The following is a 21,880-nucleotide window of genomic DNA, read 5'->3' on the forward strand; positions in this document are numbered from 1 at the left end:
AACTTTCATTGTAACAAACAAACGAAAAAAGAACAAGTGTTCGTTAATTTTTACATATTTCTCATCATATAATAGGTTTCTAGATAGCCGCTTACCCATTGTCATTTCTTATTTCTCAACAAAGAAAATTTTCACTTTCACTTAACATTCTGCTCTACCTTTGTTATATTTTCTAGTTGACGGACATAAAAACGAATGTTAAAGTTTTCTCTGGTAGTGACAAATCTTATACAAAAAATGTAAAATGTTATAGTGTTTCTCAGAAATGAATTTTGTTGTATAATACAGAAATGACGTTATGCTTATGAGCAACACAAGAAACCAAAAGGGTATGCATAGTTATAGTCGTATATGGGTGAATATAGAACCTCTAATTATGGCCAAGAAAACTATGTATTTTTTATTTTAGCATTTTTCGCTCCAAAATCGACCAAGCCTGATAGAGAAAGGGTGGAAATGAATGAAAGAAACCTTGAAATCACAATTTCAAAATGTGCGTTTCACTGTATTCGTAGCTTTAGCTTTATGGCTAAAGACGTACCTTATTACACGCACAAGCTTTGATTTAAAACTTGAATCTTTCATGCAAGAATTCATTTTATTCCTTAGCCCATTAGCAGCATCATTACTGCTTGTTGGTCTTGCATTATTTGCAAAAGGGAAAAAACGTAACTATATAGCACTTGGAATTAATTTTGTTTTAACAATCGTTCTTGTTGGTAACGTAATGTTCTACGGATTCTACAATGACTTCGTTACTTTACCAGTACTAGGACAAACATCTAACTTTGGAAGTTTAGGTTCTAGTGTGAAAGAATTGTTTAACTACAAAATTATCCTTGCATTTGCTGATATTATTGTATTCTTCATTTTATTGAAGAAGATGAAGAATTTTGCACCGACAGAGCGTGTAGCACGCCCAATGCGTTCCCTATACTTCGTGTCAACAGTTGCTATTTTCTTCGCAAACTTAGGACTTGCAGAAGCTGAGCGTCCTGAACTATTAACACGCTCATTCGACCGCGTTATGCTTGTTAAAAACTTAGGTTTATATGTACACCAAGTATATGATCTTGGCTTACAAGCAAAATCAAGTTCACAAAAAGCTTTTGCTGACGGTAGTAAATTACAGGAAACAGAAAACTACGTAAAAACAACGCAAAGCAAACCAGATCCAAATATGTTTGGTACTGCAAAAGGGAAAAACGTAATTGTTGTCTCTCTTGAGTCATTACAAACATTCTTAATTGGTGCAACAGTTAACGGACAAGAAGTTACACCATTCTTAAACCAATTTACGAAAGAAAGTTATTACTTTGATAACTTCTTCCATCAAACTGGGCAAGGAAAAACATCTGATGCTGAATTCTTAGTAGATACTTCAATGTATCCACTAGACCGTGGTGCTGTATTCTTCACACACGGTAATAACGAATATACAGCAACTCCAGAAATTTTACGTGAGCAAGGATACCACACATCAGTATTCCACGCGAACAACGCAACATTCTGGAACCGTAACATTATGTATCCGGCACTTGGTTATGATCGTTATTACAACGAGCTTGACTACAAGATTACGCCAGAAACGAAATTAAATTGGGGATTAAAAGATATCGAATACTTCGATCAATCTATCGATATGTTAAAAGAAGTGAAGCAACCGTTCTATACTCGCTTCCTTACTTTAACAAACCATTACCCATTCACTTATGATGACAGTACGAAATTAATCGATGAATACAATTCTGGTGATGGCGTATTTGACCGTTACATGGTAACTGCTCGCTATTTAGACGAAGCAATGAAACACTTTATTGAGCGTCTAAAAGCAGAAGGTATTTACGACAACTCAGTTATCGTATTCTACGGTGATCACTACGGTATTTCTGAAAACCATAACCGTGCAATGGCACAGTTCTTAGGAAAAGAAGAAATCACTACATTTGACCATATGAACTTACAAAAAACACCGATGTTTATTCACGTTCCAGGTCAAAAAGAAGGTAAAACAATTTCAAAACCAACTGGTGAAATTGACATTAAACCAACAATTCTAAACTTACTTGGTGTAGATTCTACGAATCAAGTTCAATTCGGTCATGATGTATTCTCACCAGACAATAAAGGATTCGTTGTTCTTCGTGACGGTAGCTTCGTTACAGATAAGTACATGTACACGAACAGTACATTCTACGACCGTAATACTGGCGAAGTTGTACAATTACCAAAAGAAGAATCTCAACCACTCATTGATCGTGCCCAAAATGAATTGAACATGTCTGACAAAATCATTGAAGGTGACTTACTTCGCTTCTCTGAAAGTAACAAGACCAAAACTGGTGAAGTAAAGACGGCTATAAAAGAAGAAAAGAAGAGCGCTGAGTAATCTCAGCCTCTTTTTTTATATTTCTCCATACAATCACTTATATTCATTAACTTTAACATTACATAACCTTTACCAAATATTCACATAGAATTAATGAAGCATCTCTATAATAAAATATGTAAACGAGGTTCTCTATATTTCTTATCTCTCATCTGTAATAAGATCCCTTAAAGAAATATTTGAATCGTTTATTTCTACTTTCTTATAATTGTCTTTCAATGTGTTTTGTTTCCATACACAAAACATTCAATAAGACGATGTCCCTATGAAAGATAGCTACCCTCCTTGTGCAGCATTCCATAAGAATGTTGCTTTTTTTTATTCAAAAGCAGGATTCTTATTTCTCATTTTCGAATTTGTATATACAAAATGCTGTAAAAGTGAAACTTTAATCAGCCCTCACCAATCGGGCATTTACGGGCCGTTATTCGCCCACTTCACTTCTTTGCTCCAGCCGAATTTTTAACAGGAGTTTTACTGCCCACAAATAGCGGGGTAAATCATTACTACTTCTCTACCATTTACAAATACATATACGTCATATGTAAAGAATTACTCACATAAAAATTACTATAAGGACTTTATTCCGCTATTTGTACACAGACCAAACGAATTAAAGCTTCATTTTACTTATGCACTTACGAAAGGATGGGACGAAAATTGGCATACGAAAAATTTGTACTCTGGAATGATGCAGTTATTGATACAACAAAACATCACGCGTACATAGATTTTGAAGAAAGAGGCTTGCAGTTTGGAGATGGTGTCTACGAAGTTATTCGCTTATATAAAGGGAACTTTCACTTATTAGATCCGCATATCACAAGATTATATCGCTCCATGGAAGAAATAGAATTAACACTCCCTTTCTCAAAAGCAGAACTGATTATCCTACTCTATAAACTAATCGAAAATAATAATTTCCACGAGGATGGAACGATTTATTTACAAGTATCTCGTGGTGTACAAGCTCGTACCCATACATTCTCATATGACGTCCCTCCGACAATCTATGCCTATATTACAAAGAAAGAAAGACCAGCGTTATGGATTGAATATGGTGTACGTGCTATATCAGAACCAGATACACGCTGGCTACGCTGTGATATCAAATCATTAAATTTATTACCAAATGTATTAGCTGCTACGAAAGCTGAACGCAAAGGTTGTAAAGAGGCCCTTTTCGTACGAAATGGTACCGTAACTGAGGGCAGCTGTTCTAATTTCTTTCTCATAAAAAACGGAACTCTCTATACACATCCAGCCAATCACCTTATTTTAAATGGAATCATTCGTCAATATGTCCTTTCTTTAGCGAAAACCCTTCGCATTCCGGTACAAGAAGAACTTTTCAGCATTCGTGATGTTTATCAAGCAGATGAATGCTTCTTTACAGGAACGACGATTGAAATTTTGCCGATGACTCACCTTGATGGAACTGCAATTCAAGATGGTCAAGTTGGCCCTATCACAAAAATTCTGCAAAGATCATTTTCTCAAAGCTTGTTACAATCCAATATGTCATCTTCTTAAACACGTATAATTTCTAACCTTTCTACATTCAATATATGTATTTAAATGGAAATCAAGGTATAGATTTATGCCTTGATTTTTTTTTGTAATCTTTTTGTCATATTCAGATTACCGCATAAGTCTTGACAGTAATCGACATGCTCTTTAGAATTTTTAACAGTTGGTAAATATTTCTTCACTACATTACAGACAGAAAGGAATCGACAAATTATGAAAAAATACCTTGCCGGTCTTGCGGCAGTGTCTGTAGCAGGAGGAGCAGCACCTACACTTGATAGTGTTCAAGCTGCCCCTGAACAAAATACACAAAAAGCTGCTACAACTGTCCAAGCTTCTGCATCAAACAGCTCATCTTATACGGTAAACACTAGCGTATTACATGTTCGTGCAGGATCAAGTACTTCTCACGATATCATCTCGCGTGTTTATAACGGTCAATCATTAAATGTGATTGGCGAAGAAAATGGTTGGTTCAAAATTAACATTAATGGGAAAACAGGATTTGTTAGTGGCGAATTTGTATCAAAAAATGGAGCAAGCAATTCCAATGTAAGTACAACAGGTGGAAACAATAAAGTTACTGCTGATGTATTACGTGTACGTACTGCTCCGAACACTTCTAGTTCTGTTTCAGGACGTGTATATGCAGGACAAACATTAAACGTAATTGGTCAAGAAAATGGTTGGGTGAAAATCAACCATAATGGACAAGTTGGCTATGTAAGTGGCGAATTCGTATCTGGTGTTTCTTCTAATGCAGGTTCTTCAAACAACAATACGAATAATAACAACCAAGAATCTGTAAAACCAGCAAGCGGAAACTATACAGTAAATGTATCTTCCCTTCGTGTTCGTACAGGTCCTAGCACTTCTCACACAACTGTAGCTTCTGTTACAAAAGGACAAGTTGTACAAGTAGTTGGCGAAGTTCAAGATTGGTTCAAAATCAATTACGCTGGACAAACTGCATACGTAAGCAAAGACTACGTAACAAAAGGCGGTTCTAGCGACAACGTTACACAAGGTAACAATCAAGATAACAAACAAGAACAAAACAATAATGTAACTGTTCAAACTGGTGGTACTTACGTTGTTAACGCAACATCTCTACGCGTTCGTACAGGCCCTGCTGCTTACCATAGTGTAATTGGTGGCGTGTTAAATGGTACTACATTAAACGTAGTTGGATCTGAAAACGGTTGGTTTAAAGTAAACTATCAAGGGAAAACAGGCTTCGTTAGTAGCGAATTTGTAAAATTCGTTAAAGGTGGCACTGCTACTCCTGAACAACCGAAACAGCCTGAACAACCGAATCATGGTGCAATTGGTGACTACTACATTAATGCTTCTGCACTAAACGTACGTAGCGGCGAAGGTACAAATTATAGAATCATAGGGGCACTTCCACAAGGACAGAAGGTTCAAGTAATCTCTGAAAACTCTGGATGGAGCAAAATTAACTACAACGGTCAAACTGGTTACATCGGAACACGTTACCTTTCTAAAACACCGGTTGGGGGCGCAGTAGATAATAAGCCTAACAACAACCAAAATAACAATCAAAACAATAACAACAATAATACAGGCAATAATAGTGGTGATAGTTCTTCCATACTTGCATATGCAAAATCAATGCAAGGTGTACCATACGTTTGGGGCGGTACTTCTGCTACTGGTGTTGACTGCAGTGGTTACATCTACCACGTATTTAAGAAATTTGGTCATAACATTAGTCGTCAAAGTGTTGCAGGATATTGGAGCAGCTTACCACAAACTTCAAGTCCACAACCAGGTGACTTAATTTATTTCAAAGACACTTATAAAGCAGGTCCTTCTCATATGGGTATTTACCTTGGCGGCGGATCATTTATCCAATCTGGAGATAAAGGTGTCGCAATCGCTTCATTAAGCAATTCTTATTGGAGTAAGCACTTCTTAGGTTATACGAAAGCACCTTAAGTCATATTTTAGAGCCTTCTAGATTACTAGAAGGCTCTTTTTAGTATATGTCACCTATATCCCCGAAAAAATAGTGTATCTATTTCCCTATTTCATACACTATATTCTACAAAAACAATCCATAACGTTATCATAATGTATATTTTCACATAAAAAACATAACCTATTTCATGTCTAATCATTTTATATGTGTTTTTTTGAAGAATTTTCTTTTTATTTAAACTTTTTGTTAGACGTTTGACCTCCGATGTCCATTATGATAAGTTACTTAAGATGTTATATTCGCAAAAGTATAGACAACTGGTTTATACACTTTTTTACTATGAGGAAGGAGCATACACTGCATGAATCTTTTATGGGGAATTGGCGGCGTGATTGGAGTATTAGCAATTGCTTTTTTACTATCTTCCAACCGCAAAGCTATTAATTGGCGCACAATTTTAATCGCGCTAGCATTACAAATGTCATTTTCATTTATCGTATTACGATGGGATGCCGGAAAAGCAGGTTTAAAATACGCTGCTGATGGTGTTCAAGGATTAATTAATTTTTCTTACGAGGGAATTAAGTTCGTTGCTGGGGATTTAGTCAACGCAAAAGGCCCTTGGGGATTTGTCTTCTTTATTCAAGCACTACTTCCAATCGTATTTATTAGTTCATTAGTAGCAATCTTATATCATTTCGGTATTATGCAGAAATTTGTTAGTGTCGTTGGTGGCGCATTAAGTAAACTTCTTGGAACATCTAAAGCAGAAAGTTTAAACTCAGTAACAACTGTATTTTTAGGACAAACTGAAGCTCCAATCTTAATCAAACCTTACTTAGCACGTTTAACAAATAGTGAATTCTTCACTATTATGGTAAGCGGTATGACAGCTGTTGCCGGATCGGTTCTTGTCGGCTATGCAGCAATGGGTATTCCGTTAGAACACTTATTAGCAGCAGCAATTATGGCAGCTCCATCAAGTTTATTAATTGCGAAATTAATTATGCCAGAAACAGAAAAAGTAGATAATAACGTTGAACTTTCTACAGAACGTGAAGATGCAAACGTTATTGATGCAGCTGCACGTGGTGCATCTGAAGGTATGCAACTTGTTATTAACGTAGCAGCAATGTTAATGGCTTTCATCGCATTAATCGCTTTATTAAATGGTCTATTAGGATTAATTGGCTCTCTGTTCCATATTAAACTTAGCCTTGATTTAATCTTCGGTTACTTACTATCACCATTTGCAATCTTAATCGGGGTTTCTCCTGGTGAAGCTGTACAAGCAGCAAGCTTTATCGGTCAAAAACTTGCAATCAACGAATTCGTTGCATACGCAAACTTAGGACCACACATGGCAGAGTTCTCTGCAAAAACAAACTTAATTTTAACATTCGCAATCTGTGGATTCGCAAACTTCTCTTCTATCGCAATTCAATTAGGTGTAACAGGAACGTTAGCTCCTACTCGCCGTAAACAAATTGCACAGTTAGGGATTAAAGCAGTTATCGCTGGTACATTAGCAAACTTCTTAAATGCAGCAGTTGCAGGTATGATGTTCCTATAAAATGATGCAAAGTCTCCTCTTTCTAAAGAGGGGGCTTTTTATTATATGTTGTATATTTTTTCGGTATATATTAAATACTTTATGCTTAAATATAAGAATATTATGATACAATAATTAGTAAGTCTGTTTATTTTTTCTTACAAAAGAGAGACACTACTTGTGGTTGCTCTCCAAAATAACCTAGTCATCCGGTCTATTTCTTAATAATTGCGCATACTACAAGTATCCTTGCATGAATTACCTTTAAGGAGGAAAATTTTGTGAAAGATAACTTCTATAAAGTCCTCTCTATGTGGATTTTACAAATTTTATTTTATTTTACAACTGTACATGTAACGCAATATGAGCATGCTCTCATTTTTACAATTATATATGTAATTGTTAATGTACTATTTCTATTATTGACTGATAAAACCGCATTTGTTCTCTTTATATTAGGAACCATTATTTCGGTATTCTACCTGTTCTACCAAGCATGGCTTTACTTATGGAGTACATCAGAACAATGGGAATACATTATTACTCACTTCCTAATGGCAGCAAACTTCTTCATCGTATATATCTCAACTCATTTATTAAAGAAGGTTATTCATGAAAATAAAGAATTAACCGAACGTGTGAGAACGTTAGAACAATACATTGGAGAATCAAAATTATTAACAAGACAAGAATTCGAAAGACGACAAGCATTATTAATAAATGCAATGAATCGCCGTAATGAAACAGGCGTTATTATTTATTTTGACTTTACTTCCTTTAGTAAATATACGAAGGAAAGTGTTATGGACCGTGTAGCTTCATTATTAGTTGAAACAATAAGAGCTGACTTTGACCTTGCTGCTGAATATGATAATAATAAGCTCGTTATTTTATTACAAAACACAAATGAAGCCGGTGCTGACATTGTAATGAATCGCCTAAAGCCAAAAATGGAGCAATGGCTTGCTGCTGAAGCGATCCAAGATATAAAAATTTCACGCGAGCAAATTGGGAACAAAGGACAGACGTTATTATGATGACACTCGTTATACTTCTTTTATTCCTTCTATTTTGCGTACTCGTGTTTTGGATTAGCATCACATTTTCGATTAAGTATATACTTATTTTTACAGCCTTTCTATTCTCTGCCTTACTTGTTTACTATTCTTTCTTAACACTCGCAGGTTTAGTTCACCGAAATAGTAAACGAAAAGATCGTACGCTAGAACATTATCCAAGCGTCGACATTTTAATACCTGCCCACAATGAAGGTGTCGTTATTAAAGATACTTTAGAGGCGATGGCGAAGATTGAATATCCAGGTAAACTAACTGTTTATTTATTAAACGATAATTCGCAAGATGAGACACCTGAAATTGGTGACGATTTTGACAAAGCTTATGCTCATATTCGTCACATTCGTGTTCCGGCGGGTGAACCAAAAGGGAAATCACGTGTATTAAACTATGGTCTTAGTATTTCAGATGGTGAATACTTCTGTGTGTATGATGCAGATAACCAGCCTGAACCACATGCTCTGCGAATGCTTGTAGAACACGCTGAAACAACCGAGGATGCCGTTGGAGCTGTTGGTCACGTTCGTACTGTAAATGAAAATAGAAACTGGCTAACACGAATGATTTCATTAGAATTTCAAATCTTCCAGCTCCTTATGCAATCCGGACGCTGGTTACTATTCCAAACAGGTTCACTAACAGGAACAAATATGCTTCTTCGTCGCTCTGCATTAGAAGAACTTGGCGGCTATGACCCGTATGCAATTGCAGAAGACGCTGAATTAACATTACGAATTACACAAAAAGGCTATCTCTTACCAATCGTTCCAGAATCGATTACATGGGAACAAGAACCCGAGCATTTAAGGATCCTTATTAAGCAGCGTACACGTTGGCTCCAAGGGAACTTGTACATTTTAGAAAAAATGTTTTCTTCCTTAAGTTTCTTTAAAGGAAAACTTCTCGTCCATTCCTTACAACAAGTTTTAGTGTATGTTGTATTTTGGCTATTCTTAATCATTTCGAACGTTTGGTTTGTAATTGGGTTACTCGGGATATTCCAAATTCAATATAGCATTCCGCTACTATTTATGTGGTATGTCGCATATATTACATACGTTTCTCAATTATTTAGTGCCCAGAGTGTGGAACGAACCTTTACACCAACTAATATTTTTATTAGTGTTATCATGTACTTTACGTACGCACAGCTCTTTACGTACTTATTCATTCGCAGCTTAATTTTATACTTACGTGCAAAGAGCAAGAAACAAGTCATTGGCTGGGATAAAACAGTTCGATTCAAAAAAGAAAAGTAAAACTTTAATCAGTGGGGTTCTCCCACTGATTTTTATTTACAAAATAAAAATCAGCACAGAGCGCCGTATGCTCTGTGCTGATTTATTGCCGTATAAATTATATATCAGACAATACCCCTTAGCTGAAAGTAATTTCACGTCCATCCCCCAACGAACGATTGACCTTCATTTATATACGAAAAAGTGATTGCTATTTTTGTAGAACCAATTGCTTCTCTTGCTGTTCTTTGCGCGTTTCAGTCTTAGGTTCCGTGCTTTCTTGGACACTACGATGTGCCACACGTTTCAAACAAATATGCTTCCACTTTCTTTCGTAACGTTTCATTATTCTAGATGTCCCCCTTGAATGCGCTTTAAAACTATTTGAAATCGCTTACAGGAAATAATATAGCACATATACATAAACGTGACAACACATTTCCGACAATTTTTTGTCAAAAATATGAATAGAATTTACAAATTATCGTATTTTGTCGAAACGTATCGATTTTTCTTTATATAAAAGGCATACTACTTATATAGTAAAGTATTTTATTTCCCTTACTTGTGTTTAAAATTCCTTCTATATAAAAAAGAGCTGATACATAATCAGCTCTTTTTCCTTCTATTATTAATGACGCTTCATACGCCCCTCTTTTTGTAACTCTTTAAATAATGCTGCCATCATAAAGAAAATAACGAAGACGAATGGGAATGCCGCAATAATAGCTGCTGTTTGCAGTGCTTCTAATCCACCAACATATAATAAGGTAGAAGCTATCGATGCTAAAACGATACCCCAAACCATTTTAATGCGGTTTGGTGGATTTAAACTACCATGTGTCGTTAACATCCCTAAAACGAATGTCGCAGAGTCTGCAGATGTAATAAAGAATGTTGCAATAAGCAGAATACCTAATACCGATAAAGCTGATCCAAAGCTTCCCATCTGATCAAACATAGCGAATAACCCTACTTCTGTTCCCATCTCTTTCACTTTGTCGAAGATATGAGCATCACCAAACAGCTCCATATGAATACCAGTCCCGCCGAAAACAGAGAACCAAAGCGCACCGATTACAGTCGGTACGAGTAACACACCGATAACAAACTCACGAATCGTACGTCCTCGTGAAACACGGGCAATAAACGTACCTACGAATGGTGACCATGCAATCCACCATGCCCAATAGAAAATTGTCCATGACTGAATCCATTGATTTCCGCCTTCATCTAATGGACTTAAACGGAAGCTCATGCTTGGCAATTCCTGAATATAAGAACCGATTGTTGAAGTGAAGTAATTCATAATAAAGTTTGTTGGACCTGCAAATAATACAATAATCATAAGTGCAAACGCCAAAATAATATTCGCATTACTTAAATATTTAATTCCTTTATCAAGACCTGTTTGCGCAGATAACATGAAAAGAACTGTTACGATTGCAATAATAACTAACTGTGTCGGCAATGAATTCGGGATAGATGTTAAATAACTAACACCACCTGCAATTTGCTTCGCACCAAGACCTAATGATGTTGCAACACCAAACACAGTTGCGAAAACAGCTAACACATCAAATGAATGAGCAATACGTCCATGCTCTCCGCCTTTAAATAACGGACCTACTGTCGCACTAATCGTACTTGCTTTTCCTTTTCTAAAAGTAAAGTAAGCAATACACAGCGCTACAAATGCATATAGTCCCCACGGATGTAATCCCCAATGGAAAAATGAAAAACGTAGTGCAAGACGCGCACTTTCCTCAGTTGCACCTTCTCCAAACGGAGGTGCGTACAAATGGTTTAATGGTTCGGCAACGCCCCAGAAAACTAAACCAATACCCATACCAGCGCTAAATAGCATAGCAAACCATGTCATATAACTATAATCAGGTTCATCATCATCTTTACCTAAACGAATAGAACCGTATTTCGAAACAATTAAAAAGATAGACACACCTAATATAATAGAAACAGAAATAATATAGAACCATCCAAACTTACTAACTAATGCAGTTTGAATTGCGGTTGTTACATTTCCTAAGCTACCTTTTCCAATAATAGATTCGGGAATAATCCCCCAAAGTGTAAATGCAATACATAATGTTAATGATACGATGAATGTTTTTGTCAGTTTCCTCATCAAATCCCCCTTCGTAGGTTTCACTTTTGTAAATAACATAAATTCCGATATGTAAAATCGGATAGAAAACTATAATTTTACGGTGATTTTCTTACTTTCACCTTCACCAATTCGAATTCTTATGGACAGCCTTACCTTCCGTATAACCTTTTCACTCTGCAAGAGCTACAAGATCGAAATACTGCTGTCAAATTGTGTGAGAAAAATGCGGATGGGAATGTATTTTCCCAAAAAAGGATGTGTTACAGATGTAAAAAAGGGCATTTTTCTTCCTTGCAACCCTTTCTTTTTGTAACAATTATGCGGTTTTTTTGCTAGTATATAGCACGTGTTTATAGTTTCACAAACGAAATGTTTATGTTTATATAACTATATTACCCATAAAACGGCAAAATACTCAAGGAATGTAATCGTTTAGTAAATATTATGTAACACTCCTGTAACATTTTTATTTACGCCGAAAAATATATGTTGTATTAAATATTTTGAATATAAGTAGAAACCTACTAATCACATAGAATGAAAAACGCTTTCCTATATCTTTTGTTATATTACAGGATGTTAACGACTGATTACGAATGGTTTGTAATTGTGTGTTTTCCCGAAATCCGAAAAAATCTGTTGCTATAATGAGGACACGAAAACAAACGCAATGGAGGCTATCATGAAAAAATTAATTGGAATAGCAACAGCAGCAGTTTTTGGTCTTGGGATTTTCACCGCATCTGCTAATGCAGAAACTGTTGTAACAACAGACGTACTAAACGTACGAGAAAACCCTACTACTGAATCAAAAGTTGTCGGTAAATTACAGAATGGTCATAAATTAGATGTTCTAAATACAGAAAACGGATGGTCACAAATCAAATTAGATGGTAAAGACGCATTCGTAAGTGCAGAGTTTACAAAGAACTCTTACTATGTAACAGCTAACGTATTAAATGTACGTGCTGAAGCGAACACAAACTCAGAAATTCTTGGAACGTTGAAGAAAGACGATATGATCGAAACAACGAACCAAGTACAAAATGAGTGGTTACAATTTGAATATAACGGGAAAACAGCTTATGTTCACGTTCCTTTCTTAACAGGCACAGCGCCTGTTATTGAGAAACAAGAACAACCTGCTCCTGCTAAAACTGTAGCACCAGCTAAAGCACAAGCACCTGCAGCACAAGCAAAACCAGCTGCTAAGCCTGCTGTGAAAGCTGCTGAAACTAGCACACCTTCTGGTGGTCGTGAGTTAACAGTTGTAGCTACAGCATATACAGCTCATCCGAGCGAAAACGGTGGCACATACGGTGGCCGTGTATTAACTGCAATGGGTCATGACTTAACAGCGAACCCAAACATGAAAATGATCGCTGTTGATCCGAAAGTAATCCCATTAGGATCTAAAGTATGGGTAGAAGGTTACGGAGAAGCTATCGCTGGAGATACTGGCGGTGCAATTAAAGGTAACCGTATCGACATCCTACTTGGATCAGATAGCGCTGCTCAAAAATGGGGACGCAAAACTGTTAAAGTGAAAATTTTAAAATAACCAATGACTGCTAAAGCCGGTTCTCTTTGTTGAGAGCTGGCTTTTATTTTTTTATAATAACTATAAGGAGGTTATGTTCATGAATGTACAAGCAAAAATAGACTGGATCGGTACCCCAAAACCGTATATATATAAAGATGAAGTAACATACGACGCTACTTCCATCGACTTTTCACTCGCTGGCGATGACAATAGATATAAATTAGTTGTGCTCAGCTCTGAAGAAAATACACATTACAAAATTGTCCAATATGGAATCAAACCCGGCTCTCAAAAGCCATTCCCTATTGATATTCCATTCAAACAAAACATGTTACCAATTATAGAACAAATATTACATGATCCATATGTGCAAGCGATATTAAAGGAAACGCGCTCATAATTGTAAAAAAGGGATATCATTTTACCGGCAAAAATTCACAAAAGAAGTAAACTATAAAAAAGAGGTTGTTCAACAATATTGAACAACCTCTCTCTTTTATTAACGAGTCGGACCAGATACTTCCTCTGATTTCAACGTATCATTGGCACCCAGAGAATGATATAGCACCTTTCCATTTCCATTAACAGTAACGATATGGTCATTATTAAAGCTTTTGAACTTTACAGACCCATCACCGTAACGAATATGGTACTCTTCATATGTCGTTACTTTATATTTCGTAGCACTTTGACGTTCTACATTACGAACATCCATCGTTAATAAGTCTTCTGTAATTCCTTTTTTGTGTAGATACTGTATGTAATCACGGTCTTCCTTGTACGATTTCCCGCTCTTATCATAATCATTTTCAATTAAACTAAAATCATTTAACGAAATCGCACGTACGTTATTATAAATGTGATTTCGTACAAAATCACCCACTGCTGAGCTTGATGTTTCTTTCGGGAATTTTAAGTAATACGTGCTTTGGTCTCCAATTTTAATACTTTCAGATTTTATTACACCAAAATCAGTAGTTTTCTCTAAATGTACTTCTACTGTTTCATCTGTGGATACAGGACCCAGTTTATAATTACCATAACTTAATTTCCCACGTTTTTTACCATTTACAAATACGGTTGCATCATTTTCATCAGAAGAAATGCTTACATACTTTCCTTCAAGTGATAAATCTACATTCACTTTCTCGCCCTGTTCATCTGCTAAATCTACTTCTTTCTCTGTTTCTAATTCAGTAAGTTCTGTCTTCGCTGTTGCCTTGACAACATACGTACCTGGGAAGTATGGTCCCAACTCTTTCGAAGTTTTATCACTAGAAAGTTCTGTTTCTTTTTTATCATTCACATATATTTCCGCATTCTTTGCAGTTGTACTAACACTCATATAATAAGATTTCATGCTAAACTTATACTTTGGATATAAGAACCACTCTTTTCCCTCTTCTATAATTTCCCCATCTTTAAACGAATTTTTATCCTTTGTTAACTTTTGATCTACTGTCTCTTTCTGTAAATAAGACAATAATTGTTTATTGTAAGAAGGGTTCTCTTTTAAGTAACGCATGTACGCTTTAATATCCTCTGTCTTAATCTTTAAGCTTGAATCATTCGCTTTCACAAACTCATCAATTGCAGTAATATCTTTCTTTTGGAATGCTTCAATCATTACATTTATTTGCTTTTCTTTTGAAAACTTGTATGCTCCAAATTTATATGCCCCAAATAATAAAATGGCAATGATGGCGAAACCAATGATTAAAAATAAATTTTTCTTACTTTTGGCTGGTTTTGTCTCGCTTTGCACTTCTGTATATGAAGCGACGGTGTTATCGACGATTACTTCTACTTTACTCCCACACTCGGGACAAAAGTTCAAATGGTCTGCAACGTTCTTTTTACATGTTCCACAAAACTTCAACGTGCTCTCCTCCTATTTTTTAGCTAACTTCATTCCAACAAATGCTGCTACATATGTCACAATAAAACTACATATAGTTAAATATACAAATGAATTTTGCATAGATAATACCGTTCCACTTGTTCCAAACAAACTTGTTACAGTCCCTGAAACATCAATTTGGAACTTAGAAATCATATTCATTACAATCATCATAATCGTGTAAGAACCACTGCATACTGCTAATGTAATATATATATTGGCAGTCGATAATTCAGCTAACTTTCTTCCCGCTCTAAACATAAGGAACAATGGAATAATAAGCATTAATAAACCGTAATGGAATACGTTATTCACTTCATCAAATTCAGCAAGGCTTTCCTGACTTGCTCCTTTTGAAATCATTATATCTCTAACCACTACGCCATTTACAGAGATGCCTGATATAAATGAAAATGATAATGTGCTCTCAGATGATTTTGATTTCTTACCAATTCCAGTAAACTCCTTACTAAGTGCTGGACTTGATACTTCTAACGGAGCAAAATGAGCCATACTCCATAATTGAGGTGTTAACTCTAATGCTAATAATGTACTTTCAGATTTTAAAGTTGTTATTTCTTTTAACGGTTCAATACTGTCTTCCTTATTTACTAACGCCATAATACAAACCACTACTGCTGTTATTAAAAGTCCTTTTATCATGGCTGAAATACCGTAATAAACAGACGCTCCATATGGCATTAACTCTTGAAATGCTGCTGCCATATTATTTTTGCTTGTATGAGCAATAAATCCTATTAAGGTAAATAATGTCCCACATGCAAAACCACTCAATAAACTCTTAATCGCTGAATAGCCAACCGTAATCTTACCTGCTTCTGAGAATAGAATGGCGAAAGATTGTGATGCTATAAAACTTATAATGAATAAAAAGACACCATAAATAATACCAACTGTTGCTGCTATAAAGATTTGATCCTTAATCGTTTTTGCAACACGCTGCTTTCCTAACCAAATTCCTGTACCAGCGAAAATCATAAATGGAATGATTAATAGTAATGTAAATGGAGTATGCCAAGATAAAGAAAATATCAATCCACTCTCGTCGCTAGCTGTAAAACCAAGTAAATGATAACTTAACATCGTAGAAGTTGCACTTGAATAAAAGCTTGGCAACATTTCTAATTCTTTCGCAAATTTACTAAACATCTCACTTAATATAGAAGCAAATAATACACTACCAATCCAACCAGCAATTAACATGAGAATACTTGCAACAATCCCACCAATAAAACCTGTTTTTAAAACGGCTTTATCTGCTGTAAATTTAACTTCAGGAGTACCGTCCATTGTAGGCAATTTAATAGATTGTTCTTTTTTCTTCACAATAAATAAGGAATGCCCACACTTTTGGCAATATAAATTTTGCTGAGCATTTTCACCGCCACAACCTTTGCAGTATTTTGCAGTATCTTGTTCTAACGTTACTGCATCTATAGCTCCTGCAATCTCCATACTTCCTTCATTAGGGCAATAGTTTACCTCTTCACCATGTTGATTTCCACATGTGCGACAATACATCTAATTCACTCCCCACTTTGCTTAATTCCACAAACCGGACAGTAAGTAGAGTTTTGATCGATATGTTCATTACATGAAATACAATTTGTCGTTTCACCTTCATTTTCTATCGCTAACATTGGATTAGGCTTTCCACACGAACCACAAAACTTATCATTTATTGATAAAGGTCCACCACATTCACATGTAGCTTTCTCGCCTTGTTGCTTTTGCAGTTCAACAATGCGTTTTCTTGCTTGATAAATAGCTACATCAAATTCTTGAACTGGAGCAATCATTTCTTTTAAGCTCGCTTCATCTACTCCATTTCCTCTTAATTGAACATAGACTCGTTGTCCAATCTCTAATAGAACCTCTGCCTTTTTCTGCATTTGCACTTGCATTTCTTTTTTCAGTTGAGCGATTTCTTGCGCAACTTGTAACTTCATCTTCCCTTGCTCAATTCCTTCTTGTAACTTATTCATTCCACTGCCTAACTTCGTCTGTAAATCTGACAAATCATTTCCCCCCCCTATACATATATAGTAATATGCGAAATTAACATTATATATATTACCATGATTTTCAATTTATGTAATCCAAATTTCATTTTTTCTGTTTTGAGCATTTTTTGTTTATAATGGTAAAGGAAAGAAATATGTGTACGGAGGAATATTATGCTGCAACACTCAATTACGAAAGATGAAATTATGATGATTGCGAATGAGTTCGTTCAAGGACTAGATCCACAGCAAACAGCTGATCAGGAACATGTCGCTACAGCTCGGCACCTATATCGTAGTGGTGTTGTCTACAACGTTGACTTTGATGGTTATACGCTATCAGGAACTGTAGATGCTGGAGGCAGCGTATATAGCGTCCATATCCCGATTCGTAACGTCGCTGAAAGCTATTGCGATTGCTTTGCACCAACGCAATGTGAGCATATGCTCGCTGTTTTACTATCTGCAGCATCTAGTTTCGGGCAAGTAGGAGATGTATTAACTTTATTTAAAAATAATACGAAACCTTCCCTTCCTCCTATTCGAACTGCAAGACAAGTATTGCAATCATCAGCGTTTGAAGAAACGGATTATAAAAGTTGGCAATCGTATTTTGACAACGAATATGAATCATTTAAAAAAGAACAAGCTCGGCTTACTTATAAACAAATGTATTTTCTTATGAGTATTTTTACAGACTTCTATACGAAACTGGAGCGGAAAGCTCCGCGTATCGTTGTGATACATGAGTTGTTCAGGCTACATGCAGCGCTTTATTGCTTTCAAAAATTATTAGAAGAAATTCAGGACTTCGAAGCAAATAAAACGTATTCTTATCACCAGCCTGTTAACGTCGTTCGCTTATTTGTAGATAAAGTGGAATCCATCGTTCGGGACTTACAATCAGAAGCGATTCCTTCAGAGTCTGAAGCAATTTTGCAAGAAACAGCTCGTCTCGTTCACGAAGTATTCTTCTCCACCGACGCCTATACGCAAGAAAGATTTTTTATTTATCGTCACATATGGAGTGAACTCTTACACAATAAAGAGAAACTGCAAGAAGAAGAAAAGCGAATCGATACGAAAATCAATCCACTTTCCAAAGCATTAGCATCTTCTCATCTACTCTTTTTAAATGACGAAGACCTAATAGCTATGGACTTACTAAAGAAACAGCCTGCTTCTGTTGTAAGTCTGTACTTCTATTGGTTAGAAGAGCTATTAAATACAATGCAGTGGGATCGTGCGAAAAACTGGCTTTCCTTTACGTATAAACAAGTGAAGAAAACGATACATGAGCACGAAAATACGATTTTCATAAAAGATATCGTTCGCTTATTTGTCATCATGTATGAAACGTATGCAAACCATACAAATGAACAAGCCGGACTCGAAATGATTTTGCAAGAACTATTACCATATAGTTTCGCAAACTATGAGCAATACGTACTCGCGAAAAAGCAATATCGTACATGGGCAGAACTTCAGCTCTTACATGGGTTTGAAGCAATTGAACTTTTGAAAGAGCCACTGAAAGATATTGAAAAGGAAGCACCAGAAGCAGCCCTTCCTCTTTATCACCTTGCTGCTACCGAGGCCATTGAAGAGCGAAACCGCAAATCATATAGACGTGCAGTTCGTTACTTAAAGAAATTACGTACATTATATAAACGATTAAAGCGTACTGATGAATGGGATGCTTTCATTATTCACATCGCAAACTTACATTCACGTCTGCGTGCACTACAAGAGGAATTACGGAAAGGAAAATTAATTGATGATCAATCAAACTGAAGTAACAATTAGGCTCCAGCACGTTAGTCAAGGTTGGTTCCTTTGGGGAGAAGATGACAGCGGTACTCCATTATCCGTAACAAGTTGGAAACGAAATGCATTTACATGGCACTCTACCTCCTTCTACGGCACGTTTCTAAAAGAAGCGACCTTTGAAGGAAAACAAGGTGTTATGCTAACAAACGCACAAGCATTTGAATACATCGCTAATAAACCGATGAACTCCTTTGCCCATATTCAAATGAATGGCCCTATTACAGCACTTACGAAAGATGCGAATGAATTATGGGATGCCTTCACAAGCGGTAGCTTCGTACCTGATATGGAGCGTTGGTCTCAGCAACCATCTTGGAAAGTGCAAAATAGCCCAATTGAAGATGACACATTGGCATCTCTTTTCTCCGCCGCGGTAAATGAAAGCATATTACAAGATAACCGTTCAAACGATGGATGGGAAGATGCCAAGAGACTTTATGAACATTACGACTTTACGAAAAGACAATTGGATGCAGCACTACATGAAGAAGATTGGCTTCGAAAAATTGGTTACATTGAAGATGACCTTCCCTTTACAATCGGACTACGGCTACAAGAGCCGCAAGAAGAATTTGAAATGTGGAAGCTTGAGACAATTGTTACACCAAAGCGCGGGGCACATCGCATATATGTATATGAAAGTATCGATTCTTTGCCAAAACGATGGCACGATTATGAAGAACGTATTCTTGAAACACAAGAAGGATTCAGTAAGCTCGTACCGTGGTTAAAAGAAGGCGATACATTCCGAAGTGAGCTCTTTGAAACAGAAGCGTGGAACTTCTTAACAGAAGCAAGTAACGAATTACTCGCTGCAGGTATTACGATTTTACTGCCATCCTGGTGGCAAAATTTAAAAGCGACAAAACCAAAATTACGTGTGCAGTTGAAGCAAAATGCCACGCAAACGCAATCTTTCTTCGGCATGAATACACTCGTTAACTTTGACTGGCGCATTTCAACGAACGGCATTGATTTATCCGAAAGCGAATTTTTCGAACTCGTTGAACAAAACAAACGGTTATTCAATATAAATGGTCAATGGATGAGACTGGATCCAGCCTTTATTGAAGAAGTACGAAAGCTTATGAACCGTGCCGATAAATATGGACTAGAAATGAAAGATGTCCTTCAGCAACATTTATCAAACACTGCTGAAACAGAAATTGTAGAAGAAGATAGTCCATTTACCGATATTGAAATCGAGCTAGATGGATATTATGAAGAGCTATTCCAAAAACTATTGCACATTGGAGATATTCCAAAAGTAGATGTTCCTTCTGCACTAAACGCAACACTCCGTCCGTATCAACAACATGGCATTGAGTGGTTATTATATTTAAGAACGCTTGGATTCGGAGCATTATTAGCTGACGACATGGGACTTGGAAAAAGCATTCAAACGATCACTTACTTACTATATATAAAAGAGAACAATCTCCAAACAGGCCCTGCTTTAATCGTGGCACCGACATCTGTTCTTGGAAATTGGCAAAAAGAATTTGAGCGTTTCGCACCAAATTTACGCGTTCAGTTACATTATGGAAGTAACCGAGCGAAAGGCGAATTATTTAAAGACTTCCTTCAATCAGCAGATGTTGTATTAACATCTTATGCATTAGCTCAGCTTGATGAAGAGGAACTTAGTACGTTATGCTGGGATGCTGTTATTTTGGATGAAGCACAAAATATTAAAAACCCACATACGAAACAATCGAAAGCAGTACGAAACTTGCCAGCAAATCACAAAATCGCTTTAACCGGTACACCGATGGAAAACCGACTTGCCGAGCTTTGGTCTATTTTCGACTTCATTAATCATGGATATCTCGGCAGCTTAGGACAATTCCAGCGCCGCTTCGTCTCACCGATTGAAAAGGACCGTGACGAAGGAAAAATCCAACAAGTTCAACGTTTTATCTCGCCGTTTTTACTGCGTCGTACGAAAAAAGATCAAACCGTCGCATTAAACTTACCAGATAAACAAGAACAGAAAGCTTACTGTCCACTTACTGGTGAACAAGCTTCCTTATATGAACAACTTGTTCAAGATACATTGCAAAATGTAGAAGGATTAAGCGGGATTGAAAGACGCGGATTTATATTACTCATGCTGAACAAACTTAAACAAATTTGTAATCACCCCGCTCTTTATTTAAAAGAAACAGAACCAAAAGACATAATCGAACGTTCCATGAAAACAAGCACCCTAATGGAACTAATTGAAAATATAAAAGATCAAAATGAAAGTTGTTTAATCTTCACACAATACATCGGTATGGGGAACATGCTAAAAAATGTGTTAGAAGAACATTTCGGTCAGCGCGTCCTCTTCTTAAACGGTAGTGTACCGAAGAAAGAACGTGACAAAATGATCGAGCAATTCCAAAACGGAACGTATGACATTTTCATCTTATCGTTAAAAGCAGGTGGAACTGGCTTAAACTTAACCGCTGCCAACCATGTCATTCACTACGACCGTTGGTGGAATCCAGCTGTAGAAAACCAAGCAACAGACCGCGCATATCGTATTGGTCAAAAACGCTTCGTTCACGTTCATAAACTGATTACAACGGGGACACTCGAAGAGAAAATTGATGAAATGTTAGAAAGAAAACAATCATTAAACAACGCTGTCATTACAACCGATAGTTGGATGACCGAACTATCTACAGATGAACTAAAAGAATTACTTGGTGTATAAACAAAAGAAGCTAATCTCAAA

Annotated in this window: 14 protein-coding genes; 10 read left to right on the forward strand and 4 right to left on the reverse strand. The window is 36.4% G+C overall.

Annotated elements, in window-relative coordinates; genetic code table 11:
• Positions 1-460: 460 nt before the first annotated feature.
• The 6 genes from NHG49_RS26410 to NHG49_RS26435 all read left to right on the forward strand — a co-directional run bounded on the left by NHG49_RS26410 (position 461) and on the right by NHG49_RS26435 (position 9,751).
• Entirely contained in the window at positions 461-2,389 is a 1,929-nt protein-coding gene (locus NHG49_RS26410; RefSeq protein ID WP_064476167.1) for an LTA synthase family protein, read from the forward strand.
• Positions 2,390-3,037: 648 nt separating this feature from the next.
• Positions 3,038-3,922: a D-amino-acid transaminase gene (locus NHG49_RS26415; protein WP_081257338.1), complete on the forward strand. Its 885-nt coding sequence runs from the start codon at positions 3,038-3,040 to the stop codon at positions 3,920-3,922.
• 210 nt (positions 3,923-4,132) lie between these two features.
• Entirely contained in the window at positions 4,133-5,881 is a 1,749-nt protein-coding gene (locus NHG49_RS26420) for a C40 family peptidase (RefSeq protein WP_154131444.1), read from the forward strand.
• Positions 5,882-6,225: 344 nt separating this feature from the next.
• A complete protein-coding gene (locus tag NHG49_RS26425; RefSeq protein WP_064476164.1) occupies positions 6,226-7,437 on the forward strand; it encodes a NupC/NupG family nucleoside CNT transporter in 1,212 nt (403 codons plus the stop codon).
• A 260-nt stretch (positions 7,438-7,697) separates the two neighbouring features.
• The gene (locus NHG49_RS26430) at positions 7,698-8,453 is read left to right on the forward strand and encodes a GGDEF domain-containing protein (protein WP_098094179.1); all 756 of its coding nucleotides are present in this window, start codon (positions 7,698-7,700) and stop codon (positions 8,451-8,453) included.
• Positions 8,450-9,751, forward strand: a complete 1,302-nt coding sequence (locus NHG49_RS26435; RefSeq protein WP_154131443.1) for a glycosyltransferase family 2 protein — start codon at positions 8,450-8,452, stop codon at positions 9,749-9,751. The genes NHG49_RS26430 and NHG49_RS26435 overlap by 4 nt, the downstream gene beginning before the upstream one ends.
• A 610-nt stretch (positions 9,752-10,361) precedes the next feature.
• Here the strand turns inward: NHG49_RS26435 and opuD are convergent.
• Positions 10,362-11,876 carry a glycine betaine transporter OpuD gene (gene opuD / locus NHG49_RS26440; RefSeq protein WP_064476162.1) on the reverse strand — a complete coding sequence of 505 codons (1,515 nt, stop codon included), beginning with the start codon at positions 11,874-11,876 and terminating at the stop codon, positions 10,362-10,364.
• Between the two features lie 664 nt (positions 11,877-12,540).
• Here opuD and NHG49_RS26445 point away from each other — a divergent pair.
• Positions 12,541-13,419: a cell wall-binding protein EntA gene (locus NHG49_RS26445; RefSeq protein WP_002167369.1), complete on the forward strand. Its 879-nt coding sequence runs from the start codon at positions 12,541-12,543 to the stop codon at positions 13,417-13,419.
• A gap of 79 nt (positions 13,420-13,498) precedes the next feature.
• Entirely contained in the window at positions 13,499-13,801 is a 303-nt protein-coding gene (locus tag NHG49_RS26450; RefSeq protein WP_098103004.1) for a DUF3910 family protein, read from the forward strand.
• A gap of 99 nt (positions 13,802-13,900) precedes the next feature.
• Here NHG49_RS26450 and NHG49_RS26455 read toward each other — a convergent pair whose 3' ends face one another.
• Genes NHG49_RS26455 through NHG49_RS26465 form a run of 3 tightly spaced genes read right to left on the reverse strand, consistent with a single transcriptional unit; the run spans position 13,901 to position 17,340 of the window.
• Entirely contained in the window at positions 13,901-15,280 is a 1,380-nt protein-coding gene (locus NHG49_RS26455) for a zinc ribbon domain-containing protein (protein ID WP_258126714.1), read from the reverse strand.
• 12 nt (positions 15,281-15,292) lie between these two features.
• Positions 15,293-16,843, reverse strand: a complete 1,551-nt coding sequence (locus tag NHG49_RS26460) for a zinc ribbon domain-containing protein (RefSeq protein WP_258126715.1) — start codon at positions 16,841-16,843, stop codon at positions 15,293-15,295.
• A 5-nt stretch (positions 16,844-16,848) separates the two neighbouring features.
• A complete protein-coding gene (locus NHG49_RS26465) occupies positions 16,849-17,340 on the reverse strand; it encodes a zinc ribbon domain-containing protein (protein WP_064476158.1) in 492 nt (163 codons plus the stop codon).
• Positions 17,341-17,499: 159 nt separating this feature from the next.
• Here NHG49_RS26465 and NHG49_RS26470 point away from each other — a divergent pair, with 159 nt between their 5' ends.
• Entirely contained in the window at positions 17,500-19,119 is a 1,620-nt protein-coding gene (locus tag NHG49_RS26470; protein WP_088047778.1) for an SWIM zinc finger family protein, read from the forward strand.
• Positions 19,103-21,859 carry a DEAD/DEAH box helicase gene (locus tag NHG49_RS26475; RefSeq protein ID WP_088047777.1) on the forward strand — a complete coding sequence of 919 codons (2,757 nt, stop codon included), beginning with the start codon at positions 19,103-19,105 and terminating at the stop codon, positions 21,857-21,859. Before NHG49_RS26470 ends, NHG49_RS26475 begins: the two co-directional genes overlap by 17 nt.
• Positions 21,860-21,880: the final 21 nt, after the last annotated feature.

Origin of the sequence: Bacillus sp. IBL03825, assembly GCF_024712505.1 — a bacterium.
GTDB classification, from domain to species: Bacteria; Bacillota; Bacilli; order Bacillales; family Bacillaceae_G; genus Bacillus_A; species Bacillus_A wiedmannii.

Excerpts from the sequence above, each read along its gene's own strand:
- NHG49_RS26410 (WP_064476167.1), top strand. The coding sequence starts at position 461 with ATGAAAGAAACCTTGAAATCACAATTTCAAAATGTGCGTTTCACTGTA.
- NHG49_RS26415 (WP_081257338.1), top strand. The coding sequence starts at position 3,038 with ATGGGACGAAAATTGGCATACGAAAAATTTGTACTCTGGAATGATGCA.
- NHG49_RS26420 (WP_154131444.1), top strand. The coding sequence starts at position 4,133 with ATGAAAAAATACCTTGCCGGTCTTGCGGCAGTGTCTGTAGCAGGAGGA.
- NHG49_RS26425 (WP_064476164.1), top strand. The coding sequence starts at position 6,226 with ATGAATCTTTTATGGGGAATTGGCGGCGTGATTGGAGTATTAGCAATT.
- NHG49_RS26435 (WP_154131443.1), top strand. The coding sequence starts at position 8,450 with ATGATGACACTCGTTATACTTCTTTTATTCCTTCTATTTTGCGTACTC.
- opuD (WP_064476162.1), bottom strand. The coding sequence starts at position 11,876 with ATGAGGAAACTGACAAAAACATTCATCGTATCATTAACATTATGTATT.
- NHG49_RS26445 (WP_002167369.1), top strand. The coding sequence starts at position 12,541 with ATGAAAAAATTAATTGGAATAGCAACAGCAGCAGTTTTTGGTCTTGGG.
- NHG49_RS26450 (WP_098103004.1), top strand. The coding sequence starts at position 13,499 with ATGAATGTACAAGCAAAAATAGACTGGATCGGTACCCCAAAACCGTAT.
- NHG49_RS26460 (WP_258126715.1), bottom strand. The coding sequence starts at position 16,843 with ATGTATTGTCGCACATGTGGAAATCAACATGGTGAAGAGGTAAACTAT.
- NHG49_RS26470 (WP_088047778.1), top strand. The coding sequence starts at position 17,500 with ATGCTGCAACACTCAATTACGAAAGATGAAATTATGATGATTGCGAAT.
- NHG49_RS26475 (WP_088047777.1), top strand. The coding sequence starts at position 19,103 with ATGATCAATCAAACTGAAGTAACAATTAGGCTCCAGCACGTTAGTCAA.